Genomic DNA, 20,659 nt, shown 5'->3' with positions numbered 1-20,659 from the left:
CGCGATATGTAAACGGGAGGATGAATAATATGGCAGTTTATAGACCAGTACACGTTTCATTTTGGCAGGATTCATTTGTTTTAGATCTTACACCGGAGGAGAAGTATTTCTACTTATATTTGATGACAAACAGTAAGACGTCTCAATCAGGAATCTATGAGCTTCCACTTCGTATTATTGAAACTGATACAGGATACAATCGTGAAACTGTTATGAAGCTACTAGAACGTTTTGCTGAGTACGGAAAAATTAATTACAACCAAAAAACAAAAGAGTTGTTTTTAATCAACTGGTTGAAATTCAATCCGATTAAAAATGTAAACATTGAAAAGTGTGTTTTAAAAGAGATTCAATCTGTGAAGGACCAAGATTTTTTAGCTGATTTCTATGAAACATGTTTGCAATTAGAACGAGAACAAGATTTTAAAATTCCTCGTATTAAGGAGTATTTATCAGTCCGTTTGGAGGGTCTTATAAGGGGCTTCCAAGACCCTAGCAAGGAAGAAGAAAAAGAAAAAGAAGAAGAAAAAGAACAACAACAAGACGAACGCGCAGGCGCGAAAGAAGTTGGTGAGGTTAATCCAATTTCTTTTTACGAACAAAACTTCGGATTTATTACACCTTTTATCGCAGATGGTATTTATGCTTGGATAGATGATTTAAATGCAGAGCTAGTTATTAAGGCTATGGAGATTGCTTTAGAGAAGAATACGAGAAACATGTCTTACGTAAATACGATTTTAAGAGATTGGCATCTTAAAGGCTTTAAAACAGTAACTGATGTTGAGGCAGCTGATAAAGCATTTCGTGCTCAACGATTAACAAAATCGCAGCAACAAACACAAGCACCTGATCAACAAAAAGGTCTATCGGAATCTACTAAAAACGTAATACAGCAGCAACAAGCATGGGAGCAGAACATCCCAACAGAAGAAGAACTTGCAGTACTTAACCAACAGAATGCGTGGTTGGCCAAATGAGTAACGATATGATTCGTAATGTAGAAGCTGAACAAAGTGTTTTAGGTAGCATAATCCAAGAAGGTGATTTAATTAAAGATTGCCAGCTAAAGGAAAAACAGTTTTCTTTATCAACACACCAAGTGATTTTTAAAGCGATGAGAGAGTTGGAGGATGCTGAGGTTCCAATAGACCTTGTCGCTCTCATGGGGAAATTCGATGAAAGCTTTATGAATCAGATTGGCGGAATTGAATTCTTTGTAAACCTGACAGAAGTTGTAACAACAACTAAAAACTTCTCGTATCATGAAGGTTTAGTGATTGAAGCTTGGAAGATGCGACATGCTCAAGAGGTTGCTGGTAATTTATATAATCGTCTTCAGCATGAAAGAGATATGAGCGCTATTAGTACATCGATTGATGAATTAAGCGCCATTGAGGAGACGGGTTATTCAGATGAATTTAACCTAAAGGAAACCTTAGTCGATCTGTATAAGAACATGCAAATTGATGTAGGGGATTTAACCGGTATACCAACTGGTTATGACGACTTAAACAGAATGACCGCAGGATTGCAAGAAGGTGATTTAATTATTATCGGTGCCCGCCCTTCGATGGGGAAAACAGCATTTGTATTAAACATTGCATTCCATGCAGCAAGCGCTCATACAGCAACAGGGGTCTTTTCTCTAGAGATGGGCGAAGAACAGTTACTTAAGCGTATGATCTCAAGTACTGGGAATATAGATGCTACGAAATTAAAGAACCCTAAAAAGCTATGTAATTTAAAAGATTGGGAAAAGATTAGTCAGGCTATGGGCTTGATAAATGATTTACCATTAGAAATTTACGATAAAGCAAATGTAACGATGCAAGAGATTTACGCAAAGACTAGGAAATTAAAGCGTAAGTATCCTGATAAAAAGGTGCTAGTCGCAATTGATTACTTGCAGCTTATTGTAGGTGATCCGAAGCATAGAGGAAACCGCATGCAGGAGATTGGGGAGATTAGTCGCAAGTTGAAACTTATGGCACGAGAACTAAATGTATGTGTAGTTGCTCTATCACAATTAAGTCGTGCTGTTGAGAGCAGACAGGATAAACGCCCGTTACTATCAGATTTACGTGAGAATGGTCAAATTGAGCAAGATGCGGACTTGATTGCATTCTTATATCGTGAAGATTATTACGACCGTGAAACAGAGAATAAAAACATAACAGAAATCATTTTAGCGAAACAGAGAAATGGCCCAGTTGGTGTAGTTGAACTAGCATTCATTAAAGAATTTAGTAAGTTTGTAAATTTAGAGCGTAAGTTCAATCATCAACAGGAGGCTTAATCATGTTGTTACGGCAAGAAGTAGAACGTAGAAAACTAGCAATTATTCGTAAATTATTGGGATTAGGATTAGCTGAAATTAACGGACAAACATTAGATCAACTAACGTTAACGCAGCTTGAAGGGATTTTAATAGCAAGTTTGCAGGTGTTGGAGGGAACAAGCGATGACAAAGCAGCTAACAATCTTTGATGTTGAACCAGTTGTGTCATTTGATTCTAAGAAAGCTCATGTTCATCGGTTAAATTCTAAACTACGTTTTGCTGACGTTGTTGTACAAATACCACGTCAAGCCAAAGCGATTGATGAATTAAAACCAACGACAGCGCCTGATGAGTGTTACGAATTATTTGAGGATTATACAATTGGGATTTGGCGTTATAAGCGAGTGGAGGATAAACAGTTTGATTGGGAAGAAGCTGAAGAGATATGTAAGCGAGCAAGGGATAGCAAAGAGCCGATTCCAATACGGCTTCATCTATCCTTGGAACAATCATTTGTTCCAGAGAATGTTGTGCAGTATTTATAAGCAAATAAAAAAGCCGAGAATACTCCCGACTACTTTTGACAAAGTAATTATATCATGGGAGTGGTGAATGTGGTGATTATTAAAGAAGATATTGCAGAAATGAGAGCGGAAATTTCGCTTGTTGAAAATATGATTTATGTCGTTAAAGACGGACAAGTACATCCGATTGAGCCGCCTACAAGTGGTCATGGTGAACAGTCCTTTGTATATAAAAGTGGAAAAGTAACTCGTATGGATGAGAGGAAGACGAGATTAATTTAATATTATTTTAGAAAAGATCGAGATTTATAGGGAACATGGGGCTGAATTTATGAGTTCTTTATTTTCAAAAAAGTATGTTTTAATTTGCGAGGGTGATAGGACTGTGAAAAGGTTCATGCGAATTGATATGAAGTAGAGGGAATAATTGTTTATTTTGATTGTAAAGCAATTGAATGAATGGGAGAGTATGAAACACAAGGCCCAGACAAAGTTTAACTATAATCTTTATCTGGGTTTTGTCTATGTATTTGATATTATAGAGGGTGAAAATGCTATTAGAGAAAAAAGTCAATTTGTAATGTTAATAACCTATACTACCAACTGTATAATCATTACTGTAATCTATACTTGCAGAAACCTTCTTCTTTTTGTCACCAGATATATAGCCAGATACCTCAAGCCTACTACGAGAGATATCTGTAGAAAATTCTACTTTTGTCACTGTAATATCCCAATTTTTCTCCTTTTTAAAATACTCGATAGCGGCTTGTGATGCTTTTTCTTTCATTTCATTTTTTTCTTTTTCACTATAAGGGTGGGTAGCCTTATAAATTTGATAAATAGTGCACGAACCTAAACCTAAAATAACCAATAACGTTATTAAAAGGAGTTTTTTCATTTCTTACCACCTCTATTTTTCATTCGGTTTTGAAGCTTGGACATCCCTGTTTAGGTGGCTATCTGAAATCACATAGGTTTCTTTTTTCATAGAAAACTCCCCTCCATAGTAAACAGATCAAGGTGATTTCTTTTTACTGTCTGCTATAAGGGGAGCGTATCAAATCTAGGTCTCTTTTTTATGGTGAGGAAAGTTCTCTTACTTCGTAATCATTGGTAGAAGATACTACAACAGAAAAAGTTTTATTTTTATCATTAGAAATATATCCGTTAACAAAAAGTTTTAATCCGCCCAATTCACTTGAAAATTCAGTATCTGTAATAGTAACATCAATATTTTTTTCTTTCTTAAAATATTCAATCGTAGCTTTGTTTGCTTTATTTTTAATTTCTTGCTTTTCTTGGGGAGTCATTGACATTAAAGGATTTGCTGTATGTATGAATTTTATAACTGCGCAAGAAGCCATACCGACAAGAATTACACTGATAATTATTGTAATTTTTAGTGATTTTTTGATTGCAATTCACCTCCCGCTATTATTATACTTATATTACCAAATGAATGGGATTAAGGAAAGAGGGAGAAGGGTTGACTACTACTATATCAGATTCAACTTATAATAAATTATCTGAGGCTGCATATCAAAAAGAAGATAAAATAGACATTGCCGGTTGGAAGCCAATACACCCAAAAGGCGCAAAATTGCATGACCCTGAAACAGGTTTCGATGCAGTTGTTTTTCAAAATGAAACAACTAAAGAAATTGTTGTTGCTTATAGAGGAACGGAAGGGAAAGAATCATTAGATAGATCGGTGCCTGATTTTTTAACTGATGCAAAATATATATTAATGGGTAAGAATCCGATACAAGATGGTGAGAAAATAAATCCGTATGATAAAAGTCAAGTAATAGCAGCTAACCAGTTTACACAATCAGTATCACTTTTAGAAATAGTAAAAAATGAATATCAGGGTGCGAAAATTTCAACTACAGGACATTCTTTAGGTGGTGCCAATGCTCAATTTGCTAGTGCAATATGCGGTGTACCTGCTGTTACTTACAGTGCCCCTGGCATTTATGATATGCTTCCAAAGGACATAAAGAAAAAAGTAGATGCAGGAGAATATAAAGGACAAATAACTAATTATATTAATCCGAAAGATTCAATTTCTGGTGGTGCTCTAAGAGAAGATAAAACACATATTGGTGATACCTATATGGTCAATTCTGATTTTAAAACAGCAAATAATGACTATGGGATGCATCAAATTGATAGGTTTTTAGATTCAATAGGAGCAAAGGATTATCACGGTCTAGGAAATTATCACTTTGATAGTTTCGGTAATATTAATAATTCCATGTTAGTAGACGTAAACACGGGTCACAAATTATATAAGTCTCCCAGATATTCAATACAGCATGGTGAAATCAAGATAGTCATGGAATACTTAGAAGAATCAGCAAAAAAAATGCAACAAAGTGCGGAAGAATTTCAAAATCAGATACCACGAGTAGTTTCAGAAGTAATGCAGCATCTTAGTTCAACTAAGAGTCAACGTCTGGAGAGAAGGATTGAAGAATTGTATCATTGCTTAGATCAAACCAGTAGAGTATATGCGACAAAAGCCGGGGAAGTATCAGCTTTTATTAAGAGAAAAGCCGATGAATATAAGGCAGCAGATGAAAATTTTCAAGGATTTGAGTGGTTAAAAAAATGAGACAAATGTATTTTAATGAGGAACATATAGAAGCAGCATTAGGGCGTTTAACAAATTTGATTATAGATATAAATAAAAATCAAGAGAGAGTAAATGATATTTATAATCTTATACAAGCAGGTTGGTCGCAAAATGGAGCTGGAAAGAAAGCGATTGAGGATTTGGAGTATTTACGAAAAGAACTAAATCACTCTGTGAATGAAATTGAAACAAAGAAAAAGAGGTTGAGAGATGATTGGGAGCTTATTAAAGCAGTAGACAGGAGTTATAAATGAATATATGAAAATATTCAGAGCCGAAAGGCTCTATAGTTTTGCTTTAAAATGAAATTTTTATAGGAATTTCATTTTGTCATAAATAAAAAGGCGGTTGTTTCCATAACCACCTTTTAGTAAAATAAAGTACTTTTTCAGAAAAAAATATTGAAACAATTCAAATCCGCATTCCTAAAAATAATTCTTACTATCCCTTAATTACAAGCAATGCCGTCTCCATTTCTATCCAAACGATGGTCTCCAAATCCAGCTGCCTTTGATTTCTTCATAAATTCAGTTGCTTCAGAAGCATTCCTAAAATCGGGACAATCCCTATCTTCTTTAAAATTGTAATTTGGAGTAGATGAGTTTTTCTCTTTTTCGCTGTTCTTAGATTTGTCTTCTTCCGCTTTTCTTTTTGCAGATTCTTCCTTTGCTTCATCTTGAGCTTTCTTCGCATCTTCTTCCATTTTCTTTATGTACTGGTTACCTTCAATTTCTCTTTGTTTTTCTTCTAACTCTGTTTTTTCCATTTGAGCAATGTGTCGTTGGTAAACACAGGGGCCAATAGACCAAACTGCCAACAAAATTAGTATTATTAGTATAAGGATTCCTTTGATATATGTTTTTTCTTTTTTCTTTCTATAATAGCACCATAATATTACGAGAATAATTGCAAGAAGTAATAAGAGGTTCCAAATTGAACTCACAATGCATTCTAATATAAGCATAAATGCATAAACACAGCCCACTATAAGCAATAATTTTAGTACTTTTATAAAATCCTTAAATTCCTTTTCTTTCATTTTGTTCCCCCATTAATAATTTAATCAATTAGTACTAATCAATTTTATTTGTAAGCATTCGATAAGTAAATCAGAAAAATATTCCATAAAAAGTAATGTTATGGAATATAGATGTGGTTTTCAAGTTATTAAATAAACTCTTTAAAAAGTTAAAAATAAATAAGAAAATGATATAATAATAGCAATTAAATATTTAGTCCTACTGGAAGAACCAGCGGACACTGAACTACAAAGAGCATTAGGGATATTGCTCTGTAGTTTGGTGTCCGCTTTTTGTATATTATTAGCCAAACAGACAAGGAGCGTATATATATGAATCAATTAACTTTCTTATCTAAAATTGATCGCACAGCAACACAGGAGAAATTAGAGGGTCTTCTTGAAGAAGTGCGTATTTACAAACAGTTCGGAATGGTTCGAGAAGAAATGAAAGTCACTCCTTCATATGAAGTGAGATATCATGGCCCTACAAATACAGTGGGAAATCCATTAGAAGATGTAGCTTTAGAAAATATAAAGCGTAGTGAACGTGAACAATATCTTAAAAATATGTCATTCTGCATTGATCAGTTTTTAAGTCGTTTAGGTAATGGGCGTGCGGGAAAGATTCAGAGGGATATCATTAATAAGCGTTATTTAGAAGAAGAAGACATATGTGATTATATGATTTATAACGAAATTGGAATGGCTGAACGTACTTATCGCCGTTGGAAGTCTAGAGCGTTTTATAATTTAGCTTTTGCTCTTAGATTAGAAGTATATGAGGCAGAAGAAACTGGAGGTAATGAATAATGAATTTTGTTCAACCAATACGTGATCCAGAGCAAATACAGCAGTTAAAAGAGTATTTTAAGGAAAAGAGCTTACGTAATTACATTCTCTTCATTATGGGTATTAATACAGGCCTCAGAATCTCAGATGTTTTGAAATTGAAAGTAGAGGATGTTAAAGGCAGTCATATATCTATGCGGGAAAAGAAAACAGGGAAACAGAAACGAATACAAATTACTGCAGCACTGAAAAGAGAACTTAAATGGTTTATTATAGAAAGAGAAGACAATGAGTATTTAGTGCAAAGCAGACAAGGTAAGAATCGTCCAATTGGTCGTAGCATGGCATATAAGATATTAAGCGGAGCAGCGGCAGAGTTCGGGTTAGATGAAATAGGAACACATACGTTAAGAAAAACATACGGGTATCACATGTACATGCAAACGAAAAACATAGCATTACTCATGGAGATATTCAATCACTCATCAGAGAAGGTCACGTTACGCTATATAGGTGTAAACCAAGATGCAATGGATAAAGCAATGACTAGGTTTAAAATCTAATCATTGCTTATTTCTTTTTAAATCTAGGGTTATTGCAGCATTTTGGAAAAAAAACTAAGCTAAGAGTATGCAAGATTTTATACAGTTCCAGTAACAAACAAGAACCCTAAAACCGCGCTAGGATAGGAATGTATAAAAAAATGCATAGATCCATAGAACAAAAAAAGAAGGTTCCTTGGTGAACGTACGGTTTCCTCTTTTCATTGCTACCGATAATAGGACGTTATGTTAACCTTACATGCATACGATATTCACTGTTTTTTAAATAGGGTCTTATGAAAGCTATAACGGAATAAAATGATATACAAGGAGGAGAATATTCTGTTTAGAATGTTGTTTAAAAAGTTTATAAAGAAAAAATATGTTTGTTTAGTTTGTGGCTACGATCAGTTACCGGGACCACTCTATAATGAAAAAGGAATCCCCGATGTAAGTCTAATATGTGCTTGTTGTGCTTTTCAACCAGGACATGACGATGAAGAAATTGTATGGACTATTGAAACATATCGTAAGAATTGGCTTCAAGAAGGATCTCCTTGGCTAGATACTAAGGAGAAACCAAAACATTGGGATTTAAAGCAACAATTAGCCAATATTAATATAAAAGAGTAACTGCCAATAACGATAATTATGTAAATAAGCTGTCCGTATGGGCAGCTTATTTTATTTTTCCACATAGCGTAGGTTATTTTGCAAAATGTTGGTGGTATCCCTATACAGTTACTCATAATTTTTGTACTGTGTAACTCAAAAGAGAAAGTTAAATGAAATCAATGGTACCAAGAGATTTCACGATAGGGTCAGTTACACACAATATAAGATATGGGTAAGTCAATTGTAATTATGATGACATGTAGATTAATATATTATAAACTTAAGGAATTAGTAAGATATGGTAAGTAAATATGTGAAACTAGATAATGAGGATGGTATAGGAATGAAGTTTGAGATTTCTGAAAAAACATATGATAAACATTGTGAAAAATATAAAAATTTGGGTGAGAACTTACAAAGTTCCTTGAAAATTTTATTGAAAGATGCTGGTATTAGTTTCTTAGATGTTAATTATCGAATAAAAGAGTACAATTCTTTTTTAGATAAGATAGTGAGAAAGGAATATCAAAATCCTTTAAATGATAATGAGGACTTTTGTGGTATGAGAGTAATCTGCTTCTTTCCAAGCGATATCGAAAAAATTGGTGAGGTTATTAATAATGAATTTATTGTTCATCACTCTGAGGACAAATCTGATAAAGAAATAGACAGGTTTGGTTATAGATCTTATCATTTCGTTGTTTCGGTAAAAGAAGAATGGCTGTCTGTACCAAGTTTTCGAAATTTAAAAGATGTAAAAGCTGAAATACAGGTAAGGACAATTTTAATGCATGCATGGGCAGACATTGAACATAAGTTACAGTATAAGAAAAAAGAGCATATACCTAAAGTTATACAGAGAAAATTTTATCAACTTAGTGCATTGTTTGAACTTGCTGATGAGCAATTTGAAGCCTTAAGGGACAAAAAAGAAGAAGTATACAAAAATTCTCTTCCTGAGAATCCAACTGAATTTGATACACAACAAGAAATGAATGCTGATACGCTACAAGCATTTTTAGATTTAAATTGTGGTGAAAGACTAATATCTGAAGAACATACTGGCGATTTATTAGATGAATTATTGAAACACAAGATTACCTTCGATGATTTAGAAAGTATGTTAGATAGATATGGTAAAGAGGAATGTGAAAACATAGAAAGAGAAGCCGCAGAACATATAAATCTTTCATCAGAAGGATGGGCTCAAGTAGGTTTAATAAGATTCCTGCTGGATTTAACTCATGATGAGTATTGGAATAGTAGAAAACCATATTTTTCAGGAAATGACGTGTTAATTAGGGAAGAGTTAAGAAAACGATACAAAAATTGAAGTGTCATTAAGTAATGAGAGATTAGCTGAGCATTCTTCCTTTGAAGAATGCTCTTTTGCTGAAAAAGAAAATGAGATGGAAACGAAAGTGGAAAATTAGAAATGTGGCAGAGTCGTGACCGCTTTTTGGCAGAAAGTGTGCCGTTTGTTTTGGAATTATCGTGTTATATTTGTATTGTGAGAAGTGGCGGAAAACACAACTCATATAAATTTCTTTACACGTATGTCTAAACGGTTTCATTATGACGGCACATAAAATCCGAAACCAGCAGATGGTAACGATTGAATGCTAGCGTTATTAAGGAGAGCTTTTGCTCTTCTTCCAGTTACTTAATAATGTACAAACATATTGTTGTAACTACATTAGGTGATTGGAAGAAGAATAAAACTTCATTTACCGTAATTGAAGTACAAACAAATAATTGATAACAAAGCATCCATTCGGGTGCTTTTTATTTTGGAAGGGAAATTTATATATACAGTTGATGCATTAATATCTCGTTTTTTTGTTTCTAATAGAGCTTGTATAGTTTGTAGATCCATAAGCGGCATAATAAGATTTTTGGGTTTAATTTATGGTAAAATAAGGGTCTATCAATTATCATAAATTAAAAGGGGGAAGTGATATGTTTGAGCCACACATATGTTTTAATACACCGAGGGATGATATGAAAATTTGGCGTTATATGGATTTTACTAAATTTATGAATTTGTTAGATACACAGTCTCTATTTTTTGTCAGATCAGATAAGTTTGATGATCCTTTTGAGGGATTATTTCCTAGAGCGAACAAGGGATGGTGGACGGTTGGTAATAAAGGTGAATATGATCATCGTAAACAGATGGAATTGATAAACGCTTGGCATAGAAAACATACAACGATAAACGTTGGCATATGAATAATTATGAATCAGCCGCTATGTGGGATTTATACTTGAAAAATGGTGATGGAATTGCTATTCAATCAACAGTATTGAATTTTAAAAATAGTTTAAATGTAACAGATAAGGTAGTTTATCTAGGGGAAGTGAATTATATAGACTATTATGATCAATTAATCCCTAGTGAAAATATATACGCACCATATACATATAAAAGAAAATCCTTTGAGCATGAACGTGAAATTCGAGCGGTATATACTGTGCCAAACAAGTATGAGGAACCAGGTGTTATTAATGTGCATGAAGATTCACCAGTTGAATTTGGCACTCTAATTGAATGTAACATAGAGACTTTAATTGAGAATATTTATGTTTCACCTAATTCTCCTAAATGGTTTGAAGAATTAGTTAGATCAGTTTGCAAAAAGTATGGATTAGAAAAAGAAATTATAAAATCCCAATTATATGAGGTTACATATTAAAGCATCCATTTGGGTGCTTTTTATTTTGGAGGAGGATGAAGGATGGATCTGACCAAATTAACCAAGCAAGAACAAGCAGTTGCGATTGGTACATTAATTCCATTGCTTGGACAAAATCTTGTCAACGAACGTATCGATAAACAGAAATTAGAAAGTGCAATTCTAGTCTTTAATGCAATGGAAGACAACACAACGCCAAAGCAAAGAAGAGAAGCAATGATTAGTTTGCTCGATAAAACAATGGATGAGTTCTTGGTAATGGACAAACGATGAATGAATACAAAACCAAACAACAGAAGCGTAAGTTCTATGACAGTGTTGAATGGAAGAGAATACGAGAACAAGTAAAGAAGCGTGACAACTATGAATGCCAAGAGTGTAAGCGTAACGGTCGTGTTCAAACAGACACCGATGAATACAGTGAGAGTGCAAAACGTAAGAAGATTCAGCTCGTTGTCCATCATAAAAAAGAACTGGAACATCATCCAGAACTTGCGTTAGAAATGGACAATCTCGAAACAGTCTGCGTGGATTGCCATAATAAAGAACATGGAAGATTCTTTGAAAAGAAACCGAACAAATGGGAAAACGATGAAAAGTGGTAAAAAAGAATCAACAATAACATCCCCCCCTTAAAAAATTTCATCAAAAAATGCTCTAAGGGGCACCGGAGGAGGGGGTTAACTGTCAGGTTTTTTTCAAAATTACGCACGTAAGGGGGGTGGGTAGATGGCTGTTAGTATTGTAAGGTTAAAAGAACAGCTTATGAACAGTATTGATATTGCAGATTTAGTCGAAGTTGAAAAGGTAGAACGATACATTGATCTTGTTAAAGCATTTAGAAAAATAAATAAAACTATCAATAAAGAAGGGGAGTCTGTAACAATAAAAAACGGTTCTCAAGTTTTTGTTAAAGCCCACCCTCTTATAAGTGAGAGGAATAAAATTAACAGTTCTTTAATTGCGTTAGGAAGAGATATAAAGTTTGCTCCTAAAGTTGGTGCTACTAATTCGGGATATAGTCCAAGTGATTTAATATGATTAGGCAAAAGTATGTTGAGGAATACATTGAACTTTATAGAAGCGGAAAAATAAAGTTCAACAAAGAAAGAGAACTGTTAATTGAATATCTAGAAAAACATGTTTTGAACAGAGACGATTTATATTTTGATGATGAAATGATTGAGAAGTGTATCCGCTTTGGTGAGAAGTGGTACTTTCCATTACAATCTTTTCAGAAATTCTTAATAGCATTCGTCTTTTTATTTTACAAGAAAAATGGTCGCGTATTTTATCGTAAATTCCTATGGATGCTTGGACGTGGTGGTGGTAAAAACGGATTAATATCAGTCATCATTCACTTTTTAATTAGTGAAATGCATGGTATTCCGGAGTATAACATTTCCGTTGTTGCAAACAGTGAAGAACAGGCGAAAACAAGTCCTGATGAAGTTCATAAATGCGTTAAACGAAATGAAATATTGCAACGAGCATTTAAAACAACATTAACTCAAACCGTTTCTAAAGCAACAGGAAGTATATTGAAGTTTAGGACATCAAACGGAGATACAAAAGATGGCTTGCGTGATGGTGCGGTTGTATTTGATGAAATACATCAATATGAAAGCAATAAAGATGTTCGAGTCCATATCAGCGGTTTGGGGAAAAAGAAAAACCCACGAGAATTTTATATTGGAACAGATGGATATGTACGTGATGGTTTCTTAGATAAGCAAAAAGAAAAAGCGATGAAGGTTTTAAACGGTGAAGCCCGTCCAAACGCTATATTTCCATTCATTTGTAAATTGAATGATGAAAAAGAAGTTGATGATTCGGATAATTGGGAAATGGCAAACCCTATGTTATCGCATCCTTTAAGTGAGTATGCTGAAGGATTGCTTGAAACAATCAAGGAAGAATACGAAGATTTAGAAGATGATCCGAGTAACCGAGAAGAGTTCATGACGAAGCGTATGAATTTACCAGTTACAAATTTAGAACGTTCTGTTGCAAAGTGGTCAGAAATTCTTGCTACAAATCGTCCATTCCCTAATTTGTATGCTCAAGAATGTATAGGAGCATTAGACTTTGCGAGTATTAGAGATTTTGCAGCATGTGGCCTTTTATTTAGACAAAATGGTGAGTACATTTTTAAAACGCATTCCTTTGTCCGAAAGGAATTTGTTGATATCTATTATGGATATTCTAAAAAAGCAGGTGAGTTTAAAAAACAGAAATTTGCTCCAATAAAAGAATGGGAAGAACAAGGACTACTAACGGTTGTGGATGAACCGACTATTAACCCTCAACACATTGTTGATTGGTTTGTAGAAATGCGCGAGCAATACGGAATTAAAAAGATTATAGCGGATAATTTCCGTATGGAAGCAATAAGGCCTTTATTAGTTGCGGAAGGTTTTGAAATAGAAGTTATAAGGAATCCAAAAGCAATTCATAGTTTACTAGCACCTCGTATTGAAATGGCGTTCGCAAATAAACAAATTATGTTTGATGATAATCCGCTAATGCGTTGGTATACGCAAAACGTGCTGGTTGTTATCAAAGGTGATGGTAATAAAATATACGAAAAGAAAGAGCCGGTTCGTAGAAAGACTGATGGATTCCAATGTTTCGTTCATGCTCTTTATCGAGCGGACGAGATACAAGAAGCAACCGACTTTATACTAAGCGATATCAAATTCTAATAAAGGGGGTGATGACCATTGGATGGTTAGGTTCAGTATTCAAAAGAAATAAAGAGTTAGAATTTATGGTTGATCTGGATTTGATTGCTGATACAGCAAACAGGGTTCATATGAAACGATTAGCAATTGATACATGCGTATCATTTTTAGGAAGAACGATTAGTCAATCTGAATTCAGAGTAAGAAACGGTAAAGCATTTGAGAAGAATGAGCTTTATTATCGATTAAACGTTAGACCGAACAAAAACATGACGGCCAGCACCTTCTGGGAAAGATTTATTCGCAAACTTATTTATGATAATGAGTGTTTAGTTATACAAGCAGATGATGGTGATTTACTTATTGCTGATGGATTTCAACATAACGAATATGCTGTGTTTGAAGATACTTTTACCGAGGTAATAGTAAAGGATTATACGTTTAAGAGAAGTTTTAAGCAAAGCGAAGTCATTCATTTAAAGTATCGGAATGATAAATTGTCTCCACTTATTGATGGATTATTTGCAGATTACGGGGACTTATTCGGTAGGCTATTAAACTCTCAAAAACGTAAGAATCAAGTTCGTGGAACAGTTGATATGGATATTATCGGTGCTAAAACAGAAGAACAGATAGCCAAGTTACAAGAGTTTATTGACAATATGTATAAAGCAATTGGTACGAAAGATATCGCTATTGTTCCACAACAAAAGGGTATTAATTATAACGAAATATATAATGGGGTTGCGAATGGTCCTAGTGTGGAAGAAATCAACAAAGTAACCAATGGTTTTTTAAATCAAGTAGCAATGGCTATTGGTATTCCAACAGCTTTGTTATATGGCGAAATGGCTGATGTAGAGAAGCAAACGAAAAATTACATGCTTTTTACAGTAAGGCCATTATTAAAAAAGCTATCTGATGAAGCGAATGTTAAATTCTTTGAAATGAATGAATATCTTTCAGGACAAAAGATTGAAGTTAAAGCTGTTTCTTATCAGAGTATATTTGACCTTGCAACAAGTATTGATAAACTCATTTCTTCAAGTGCATTTACAGGAAATGAGATTCGTTCAGAAGTAGATTATGAAGGTTCTGATGATCCAAACTTAAATATCCATCATATTACGAAGAACTATACGAAACTAAATGAATCTGAAGGAGGTGATAAATGATGGAACATTTGAACATGAATAAGCTTTTAAATTTAAAACGAGATATTCGCTTTGAAGCTAAAGGTGAGAATGAGTACAAATTAACCGTTTATGGATCAATCGGTGGATGGTTTAGTGAAAATAACGCTGAAGCTGTAAGAAGAAAAATCCAAGATGTAAAAGCAGAAAAAATTCACGTTCATATTAATTCGGGTGGAGGTTCCGCATTTGATGGTGTAGCAATTTGCAATCTGTTAAAGCAGCATGATGCCGAAATTATAGTTCATATTGATGGTTGGGCCGCTAGTGCCGCGTCTGTAATTGCGATGGCTGGCGATAAAATTATCATGCCTAGTAATACCATGATGATGATTCATCAAGCTAGTACCATTGAATATGGAAATGCAGATCTTTTTGAAAAAACAGCAAGAGATTTACGAAAAATCGATTCGGCTTTAGCGGCATCTTATAAAAAACGTTTTGTTGGAACAGACGAAGAATTAAAACAGCTTTTAAAAGATGAAACTTGGCTAACAGCAGAGGAAGCAGTTGCTCTTGGTTTAGCTGATGAAATTGCTGATGAAATCGAAATAGATGATACGCAAGAAGAGGAAGTTGTAGAAAATTTTAAAGAAGATTTAGTAGCTAAGTATACGAAACAGCCAAATAATCAAAAACCAAAAGAGCCTATTCAAGAGCCTGTTAAAACAAAACAGAATCTGAGTACGCTCTTTTTAAATTTAGGAGGAAAATAAATTATGGTAATTAAATTTAATAACTTTGAAGAGAAAAAACTAGCTTTTGCGAAAGCAACGCAGGAAGGAACACCAGAAGAACAAACAGCGGCTTTAAATTCCATGATTGAAGCACTCGCTACAGATGTTCGTTCGGATATCTTGAATCAAGTCAATGAATCTATTGTAGACCGTTCTATTATGCAGTCTCGTGGTTCTAACGTATTAACGAGTGAGGAAATGAAATTCTTTAATGCAGTCGTTCAAGATGGTGGATTTAAAGATACTGAAACATTACCTAAGACAACACAAGAACGAATTTTTGATGATTTAGTTCAAGGTCATCCGTTGTTAGAACATATCGGATTAGAAAACTTAGGTGCTGTGACAGAATTTATCTATGGAGATCCAGAAGGGGCAGCTGTATGGGGACCATTATTCGGTGATATTAAAGGACAACTAAATGCTACATTCCGAAAAGAGTCTATCTCTCAACTTAAATTAACGGCATTTATCCCATTGGCAAATGACATGCTTAAACTTGGTCCAGTGTGGGTGGAACGCTATGTTCGTACAATGATTTCAGAAGCTATGTCTGTAGGTTTAGAACGTGGATTCGTAATTGGTACAGGTAAAGATGAACCTATTGGATTGTTAAAAGATCCAAGTGGAAGTGTTGTTGGAGGAGTATATCCAGATAAAAAAACAGCAGGGACTTTAACGTTTGAACCAGGTCGCAAAACAATCAATGAATTAAAAGGCGTTGTTAAATTACTGGCTAAAAAGCTAAATCCTGATGGTAAAACTGATGCAGACAGACCAAAAAATATTGCTGGGAAAGTAGTTATGGTAACAAATCCGTTTGATACTTTTGATATCCAAGCAAATGCAACAATTCAAAATGCGGCTGGAGTGTATGTGACAAGCTTACCTTTCAATCCAACTCCTACAGAATCAGTGTTTGTCCCTCAAGGTAAGGTCCTGTTTTTTGTTAAAGGAGAGTATATTGCAGCGATGGGCGGAACTGAACCAATTAAAAAATATGAAGAAACATTAGCTTTAGAGGATGCGACACTTTACATCGCTAAACAATACGCTACAGGTAAGCCGAAGGATAAATATACATCTCAAGTTTACACATTAAAACTTGAAGAAGCACCAACTCCACCAGCTCAAGGGTGATGTGAATGGATACAGTAATTTCAAATGAAATATTGCAGCAATTCAAAGATAGGATGCGATTAGGCGACGATGAAGACGATAACCTAAGACGCATCCTTTCTGCATCTAATAAAGCTTTAATAAAAGATTGTGGATCATATGACATAAACGAAGACGAGACGTTCAAAGAATTAGTTTTTGAACGATCTCGCTATGTTTATAATGATGCACTAGAGTATTTTACTGAGAATTTTTTAACGGAAATTAATAGTTTTGGCATTCAAAAAGCTTTAGAAGAAATCAAACTGGACGGTGATTAAAATGCGTCCTTTTCAGTACAAAAAACCACTGAATACAGGTGATTTTAGGCATCGAATTATTATTGAACAGCCTGTAGTAATAAAAGATGAATTAAACCAAGTAATTGAAACAGATGATTGGAAGGAAGTTAAAAAAGCCTGGTCGATGATAAAAACGGTGAAAGGCTCCGAGTACATTGAAGCTTCCGCTTCACAGGCTACACGGGTTTATCGTTTTGTAATTCCTTATACTTCTGGTATTACGGAAGAAATGCGAATTAATATGAAAGGTCGTATATTTGATATCATTGAGCCACCAATGAATGATGATGAAATGTATCAAACATTGACCATTATCGCAAAGGAGCATACTTAATATGAATGATTTTGCGAGTGAACTTGCTAGAGAACTACAAAGATATGCGAATGTTGTGGAAGAAAAATTGGAAAATGAGATCGATGAAGTAGGAGATATTGCTGTTGGTAAATTAAAGCAAGGTAGTCCTAAAAAAACAGGTGCTTATCGTAAAGGATGGCGCAAGAAAAAAGAAGGTAAGGGCGTTGTCCTTCATAATACACAAGGACAACTAACACATCTTTTAGAAAATGGACATGCGAAAGTTGGTGGCGGTCGAGTACCAGCGCAAGTGCATATTCGTCCTGTTGAAGAATATATAAACGATGAATTGCCAAGACGTATTGAAAGGGCGCTTGAATAATGACATTAGGTGAATTAACAAAAATTCTTGAAGCTATAGGTTATCCTGTGGCTTATTCGCATTTCACAGCAACACCAACTAATCCAGTTCCAGCGCCACCTTATATTTGTTTTCTTGTGGATGGTTCAGCGAATCTCATGGCTGATAACAAGGTTTATCACAAGATAAATGATTTAAATATAGAGCTTTATACAATTAAAAAAGATTTAGTTGCTGAAGCCAAATTAGAACAAGTACTAGATGATCATGAGATTCCTTATGAATCATATGGGACTTTTATTGAAACTGAAAAACTATTTCAAAAAATATATGAAACGAGGTTGTTATAAATGAATGAAAACAAGGTAACATTCGGTTTAAAAAATGTACATTATGTACCATTAGATACTAAGGATTTTTTAGTTAAATTCGGGACGCCAATTCCATTACCTGGTGGAGTTGAACTAACTTTTGAGCCACGCGGTGATTTAATTGAATTCTATGCAGATGACATGCTTTATTACGCGGCAAGTAATAACCAAGGTTACGATGGAGCATTAAATATTGCTACTATCCCAGAGCAATTTGCTATTGATGCACTTGGTGAGGAATTAGACGAAACAGACGGCGTATTAAACGAATTGGCTGATGCAAAAGGAAAACCATTCGCATTATTATTTGAGTTTGATGGTGATGTGAACGCAACTCGACATGTTATGTATAACTGTTCAGCAAGTCGCCCAACAATTGCATCTAAAACAAAAACAAGTTCTGCTGAACCAAATACAAATGAATTGAAGTTTGTTTCTAGTCCAATTGTTCTAGCGCCTGGTGGAAGACCGATGGTTAAAACAAAAACAACTGCTAAAACAACACAAGCAATTTATAACGACTGGTACAAAAAAGTATATGTAAAAACACCAGCAGCACCAAAAGGAGCGTAATTATAAATGGAAAAGACAATTACTATAGACGGTAAACAAGTCCGATTAAAGAGCACAGCAGCAACGGTTAAACGTTATAAAGCACAATTTAGACGCAATTTGTTTGCAGATATGATGGGGTTAGGAGCAATTAATGCATTAACTTCACCAGATGGATCACAACAACCTATTGATATGTCTAATTTTGATATAAGTAAAGTGGATTTTGAGCTTATTTATGATTTGACTTGGTTATACGCTAAAACAGCTGATCCAAGCATTCCCGACCCTATGGTGTGGCTAGATGGCTTTGAAGAATTCCCTATGGAAGAAATCATGCCGGAAATTATGGAGTTAATCCAAGTCACTATGGGAGCAAAAAAAAAATAACAGAAAATGATGAAGAGCAAGGGACTTTCGGTGATGAAGAGTTAACAACCGATACGTTCCTTGCTCTTTGTTATAAAGCGAAGTTAACACATGGCGATTTAGAAGAAATGACCGTTGGCGATTGCTTTGATTATATTGCTGAATTTGCTGAAATGGAAAATCCAGATAAAGAAAAAGTAAGAAAAGCGAATCAAAAAGATTACGATTCTTTCTAAGAAATGAGGTGAGAATATGGCAGGAAGAATTAAAGGTATCACGGTTGAAATTGATGGAAATACAGTCGGCTTACAAAATGCTTTAAAAGATGTTAATAAACGAAGCAATGATCTAACAAAAGAATTAAAAGATGTAGAACGTCTTTTGAAATTTGATCCAGGTAATGTGGAAGCATTAGCGCAAAAACAAAAATTATTAACACAACAAATTGAGAATACAACTGAAAAACTAGATAAGTTAAAGGCTGCTGAACAACAAGTACAGGCCCAATTTCAAAACGGTAAGATTTCTGAAGAACAATATCGAGCGTTTAGGCGTGAAATTGAATTTACAGAAGGGTCACTTAATGGTCTTAAAAATAAATTAGGAAGCATGAAAGCCGAGCAAGAAAATGTAGCAAGTTCAACTAGACAATTAGAAACATTATTTAGAGCTACAGGAAAAAGTGTTGATGATTTTGCAGGAGCGTTAGGAAATCGTCTTGTGAATGCAATTAAAAGTGGAACGGCTACAAGTAGACAGCTAGAGCAAGCAATTGGAATTATCGGCCGAGAAGCATTAGGGACAGAAGCAGATATTGAAAAGTTACAACGTGCTCTCAGATCTGTGGACGACGGTAACTCGATACAACAAGTTCGAAATGAATTAAAAGATTTACAACAAGAAGCTCAAAGAACACAAAAAGAATTTAAAGAATTAGATATCGGTTTAGAAAATGTACTTGGAGCTATGGTAGCTGGTGGCGGTATTGCCGGAACAATCGAACAAGCACTTGATATGTCAAAGTTAAAGACAAAAATCGATATCACTTTTGATGTTCCAGAGTCTTCAAAAAAGTCAGTTGAAGAAGCTGTAAGGGGCATTACTGCTTATGGTGTGGATGCAGAAGCATCTTTAGAAGGTGTACGTCGCCAATGGTCGTTAAACAAAGGTATAAGTGATGAAGCGAATGCAGCTGTTGTTAAAGGTGCAGCAGCAATAGCTCAATCCTATGAAGGTATAGATTTTACTGAATTAATACAAGAGGTTAATGAAATAGGAAGTGAATTAGGTATATCGCAAGAAGGCGCTCTTAGTATGACGAACGCTTTACTTAAAATAGGTTTTCCACCAGAACAATTAGACATTATAGCAGAGTATGGAGGGCAGCTAACTCGTGCTGGTTACAATGCTGAAGAAGTCCAAGCGATTATGGAAGCTGGGGTTGAAACGGGCACCTGGAATTAGATTATAGTTCCCTTGTATGGCGACATACAATGAAAAACTCCTTTAATTCAGTGAAACTCTCAA

Annotated in this window: 29 protein-coding genes and 1 pseudogene; 27 read left to right on the top strand and 3 right to left on the bottom strand. The window is 34.6% G+C overall.

From position 1 onward, the window contains the following. The first annotated feature begins 29 nt into the window (after positions 1-29). The 5 genes from MKY90_RS19290 (at position 30) to MKY90_RS19270 (ending at position 3,088) form a co-directional block, all read left to right on the top strand. The gene (locus tag MKY90_RS19290; RefSeq protein ID WP_098167446.1) at positions 30-980 is read left to right on the top strand and encodes a DnaD domain-containing protein; all 951 of its coding nucleotides are present in this window, start codon (positions 30-32) and stop codon (positions 978-980) included. Next, positions 977-2,299, top strand: coding sequence for a replicative DNA helicase (gene dnaB / locus MKY90_RS19285; protein ID WP_098167447.1), 1,323 nt, complete (start codon positions 977-979; stop codon positions 2,297-2,299). The genes MKY90_RS19290 and dnaB overlap by 4 nt, the downstream gene beginning before the upstream one ends. A 2-nt stretch (positions 2,300-2,301) precedes the next feature. Further along, complete coding sequence (locus MKY90_RS19280) at positions 2,302-2,490, top strand: hypothetical protein (protein ID WP_016512402.1); 189 nt, start codon at positions 2,302-2,304, stop codon at positions 2,488-2,490. Then, positions 2,465-2,827 carry a cell division protein SepF gene (locus tag MKY90_RS19275; protein WP_098167448.1) on the top strand — a complete coding sequence of 121 codons (363 nt, stop codon included), beginning with the start codon at positions 2,465-2,467 and terminating at the stop codon, positions 2,825-2,827. Before MKY90_RS19280 ends, MKY90_RS19275 begins: the two co-directional genes overlap by 26 nt. Positions 2,828-2,896: 69 nt before the next feature. Next, positions 2,897-3,088: a DUF3954 domain-containing protein gene (locus MKY90_RS19270; protein ID WP_098167449.1), complete on the top strand. Its 192-nt coding sequence runs from the start codon at positions 2,897-2,899 to the stop codon at positions 3,086-3,088. A gap of 301 nt (positions 3,089-3,389) precedes the next feature. Here MKY90_RS19270 and MKY90_RS19265 read toward each other — a convergent pair whose 3' ends face one another. Next, positions 3,390-3,707: a hypothetical protein gene (locus MKY90_RS19265; protein WP_098167450.1), complete on the bottom strand. Its 318-nt coding sequence runs from the start codon at positions 3,705-3,707 to the stop codon at positions 3,390-3,392. Between the two features lie 178 nt (positions 3,708-3,885). After that, positions 3,886-4,125 (bottom strand): hypothetical protein, encoded by a 240-nt coding sequence (locus tag MKY90_RS19260; RefSeq protein WP_000063060.1) that lies wholly within the window; start codon positions 4,123-4,125, stop codon positions 3,886-3,888. 170 nt (positions 4,126-4,295) lie between these two features. Between MKY90_RS19260 and MKY90_RS19255 the strand changes: the two genes are divergently transcribed. Beyond that, positions 4,296-5,426 (top strand): lipase family protein, encoded by a 1,131-nt coding sequence (locus MKY90_RS19255; protein ID WP_098167451.1) that lies wholly within the window; start codon positions 4,296-4,298, stop codon positions 5,424-5,426. Next, positions 5,423-5,701 carry a hypothetical protein gene (locus MKY90_RS19250; RefSeq protein ID WP_042516336.1) on the top strand — a complete coding sequence of 93 codons (279 nt, stop codon included), beginning with the start codon at positions 5,423-5,425 and terminating at the stop codon, positions 5,699-5,701. Before MKY90_RS19255 ends, MKY90_RS19250 begins: the two co-directional genes overlap by 4 nt. 194 nt (positions 5,702-5,895) lie before the next feature. Here the strand turns inward: MKY90_RS19250 and MKY90_RS19245 are convergent, their stop codons facing one another. Further along, a complete protein-coding gene (locus MKY90_RS19245; RefSeq protein ID WP_255256099.1) occupies positions 5,896-6,486 on the bottom strand; it encodes an excalibur calcium-binding domain-containing protein in 591 nt (196 codons plus the stop codon). Between the two features lie 312 nt (positions 6,487-6,798). Between MKY90_RS19245 and MKY90_RS19240 the strand changes: the two genes are divergently transcribed. The 20 genes and pseudogenes from MKY90_RS19240 to MKY90_RS19145 form a co-directional block, all read left to right on the top strand. Then, a complete protein-coding gene (locus MKY90_RS19240) occupies positions 6,799-7,278 on the top strand; it encodes an ArpU family phage packaging/lysis transcriptional regulator (RefSeq protein WP_088040028.1) in 480 nt (159 codons plus the stop codon). Continuing rightward, positions 7,278-7,820 carry a site-specific integrase gene (locus MKY90_RS19235; RefSeq protein WP_098167452.1) on the top strand — a complete coding sequence of 181 codons (543 nt, stop codon included), beginning with the start codon at positions 7,278-7,280 and terminating at the stop codon, positions 7,818-7,820. Before MKY90_RS19240 ends, MKY90_RS19235 begins: the two co-directional genes overlap by 1 nt. A gap of 330 nt (positions 7,821-8,150) precedes the next feature. Further along, positions 8,151-8,432, top strand: a complete 282-nt coding sequence (locus MKY90_RS19230) for a hypothetical protein (RefSeq protein WP_098167453.1) — start codon at positions 8,151-8,153, stop codon at positions 8,430-8,432. A 325-nt stretch (positions 8,433-8,757) separates the two neighbouring features. After that, positions 8,758-9,747, top strand: a complete 990-nt coding sequence (locus MKY90_RS19225; protein WP_341092353.1) for a GTP pyrophosphokinase — start codon at positions 8,758-8,760, stop codon at positions 9,745-9,747. Between the two features lie 626 nt (positions 9,748-10,373). After that, on the top strand, positions 10,374-10,646 hold the full coding sequence (locus tag MKY90_RS19220; RefSeq protein ID WP_341092351.1) for a hypothetical protein: 273 nt from the start codon (positions 10,374-10,376) through the stop codon (positions 10,644-10,646). 35 nt (positions 10,647-10,681) lie between these two features. Next, positions 10,682-11,110, top strand: a complete 429-nt coding sequence (locus MKY90_RS19215; RefSeq protein WP_341092349.1) for a DUF2971 domain-containing protein — start codon at positions 10,682-10,684, stop codon at positions 11,108-11,110. A gap of 42 nt (positions 11,111-11,152) precedes the next feature. Beyond that, positions 11,153-11,383 carry a hypothetical protein gene (locus tag MKY90_RS19210; protein WP_341092348.1) on the top strand — a complete coding sequence of 77 codons (231 nt, stop codon included), beginning with the start codon at positions 11,153-11,155 and terminating at the stop codon, positions 11,381-11,383. After that, a complete protein-coding gene (locus tag MKY90_RS19205) occupies positions 11,380-11,715 on the top strand; it encodes an HNH endonuclease (RefSeq protein WP_341092345.1) in 336 nt (111 codons plus the stop codon). Before MKY90_RS19210 ends, MKY90_RS19205 begins: the two co-directional genes overlap by 4 nt. Positions 11,716-11,839: 124 nt before the next feature. Further along, on the top strand, positions 11,840-12,151 hold the full coding sequence (locus tag MKY90_RS19200; protein ID WP_341092343.1) for a P27 family phage terminase small subunit: 312 nt from the start codon (positions 11,840-11,842) through the stop codon (positions 12,149-12,151). Then, complete coding sequence (locus MKY90_RS19195) at positions 12,148-13,815, top strand: terminase TerL endonuclease subunit (protein WP_341092342.1); 1,668 nt, start codon at positions 12,148-12,150, stop codon at positions 13,813-13,815. Before MKY90_RS19200 ends, MKY90_RS19195 begins: the two co-directional genes overlap by 4 nt. A gap of 11 nt (positions 13,816-13,826) precedes the next feature. Next, positions 13,827-14,969, top strand: coding sequence for a phage portal protein (locus MKY90_RS19190; protein WP_445661551.1), 1,143 nt, complete (start codon positions 13,827-13,829; stop codon positions 14,967-14,969). Further along, the gene (locus tag MKY90_RS19185; RefSeq protein WP_341092337.1) at positions 14,969-15,703 is read left to right on the top strand and encodes a head maturation protease, ClpP-related; all 735 of its coding nucleotides are present in this window, start codon (positions 14,969-14,971) and stop codon (positions 15,701-15,703) included. Before MKY90_RS19190 ends, MKY90_RS19185 begins: the two co-directional genes overlap by 1 nt. A 3-nt stretch (positions 15,704-15,706) precedes the next feature. Continuing rightward, positions 15,707-16,864, top strand: a complete 1,158-nt coding sequence (locus MKY90_RS19180) for a phage major capsid protein (protein ID WP_079246092.1) — start codon at positions 15,707-15,709, stop codon at positions 16,862-16,864. A gap of 5 nt (positions 16,865-16,869) precedes the next feature. Further along, the gene (locus MKY90_RS19175) at positions 16,870-17,163 is read left to right on the top strand and encodes a hypothetical protein (RefSeq protein ID WP_341092334.1); all 294 of its coding nucleotides are present in this window, start codon (positions 16,870-16,872) and stop codon (positions 17,161-17,163) included. Position 17,164: 1 nt separating this feature from the next. Further along, on the top strand, positions 17,165-17,518 hold the full coding sequence (locus tag MKY90_RS19170) for a phage head closure protein (RefSeq protein ID WP_341092332.1): 354 nt from the start codon (positions 17,165-17,167) through the stop codon (positions 17,516-17,518). Position 17,519: 1 nt separating this feature from the next. Then, the gene (locus MKY90_RS19165) at positions 17,520-17,861 is read left to right on the top strand and encodes an HK97 gp10 family phage protein (RefSeq protein ID WP_341092330.1); all 342 of its coding nucleotides are present in this window, start codon (positions 17,520-17,522) and stop codon (positions 17,859-17,861) included. Further along, the gene (locus MKY90_RS19160; protein ID WP_341092328.1) at positions 17,861-18,190 is read left to right on the top strand and encodes a hypothetical protein; all 330 of its coding nucleotides are present in this window, start codon (positions 17,861-17,863) and stop codon (positions 18,188-18,190) included. The genes MKY90_RS19165 and MKY90_RS19160 overlap by 1 nt, the downstream gene beginning before the upstream one ends. Then, complete coding sequence (locus tag MKY90_RS19155) at positions 18,191-18,784, top strand: major tail protein (protein ID WP_002088089.1); 594 nt, start codon at positions 18,191-18,193, stop codon at positions 18,782-18,784. Between the two features lie 6 nt (positions 18,785-18,790). Further along, positions 18,791-19,153: a hypothetical protein gene (locus MKY90_RS19150; protein ID WP_341092326.1), complete on the top strand. Its 363-nt coding sequence runs from the start codon at positions 18,791-18,793 to the stop codon at positions 19,151-19,153. Between the two features lie 231 nt (positions 19,154-19,384). Next, positions 19,385-20,593, top strand: a pseudogene (locus tag MKY90_RS19145) (DUF2207 domain-containing protein); the annotation flags it as partial. Positions 20,594-20,659 lie beyond the last annotated feature (66 nt).

Origin of the sequence: Bacillus sp. FSL P2-0099 (assembly GCF_038007445.1) — a bacterium.
Classification (GTDB): domain Bacteria; phylum Bacillota; class Bacilli; order Bacillales; family Bacillaceae_G; genus Bacillus_A; species Bacillus_A mycoides.
This window is presented reverse-complemented; position numbering and strand designations above follow the sequence as displayed.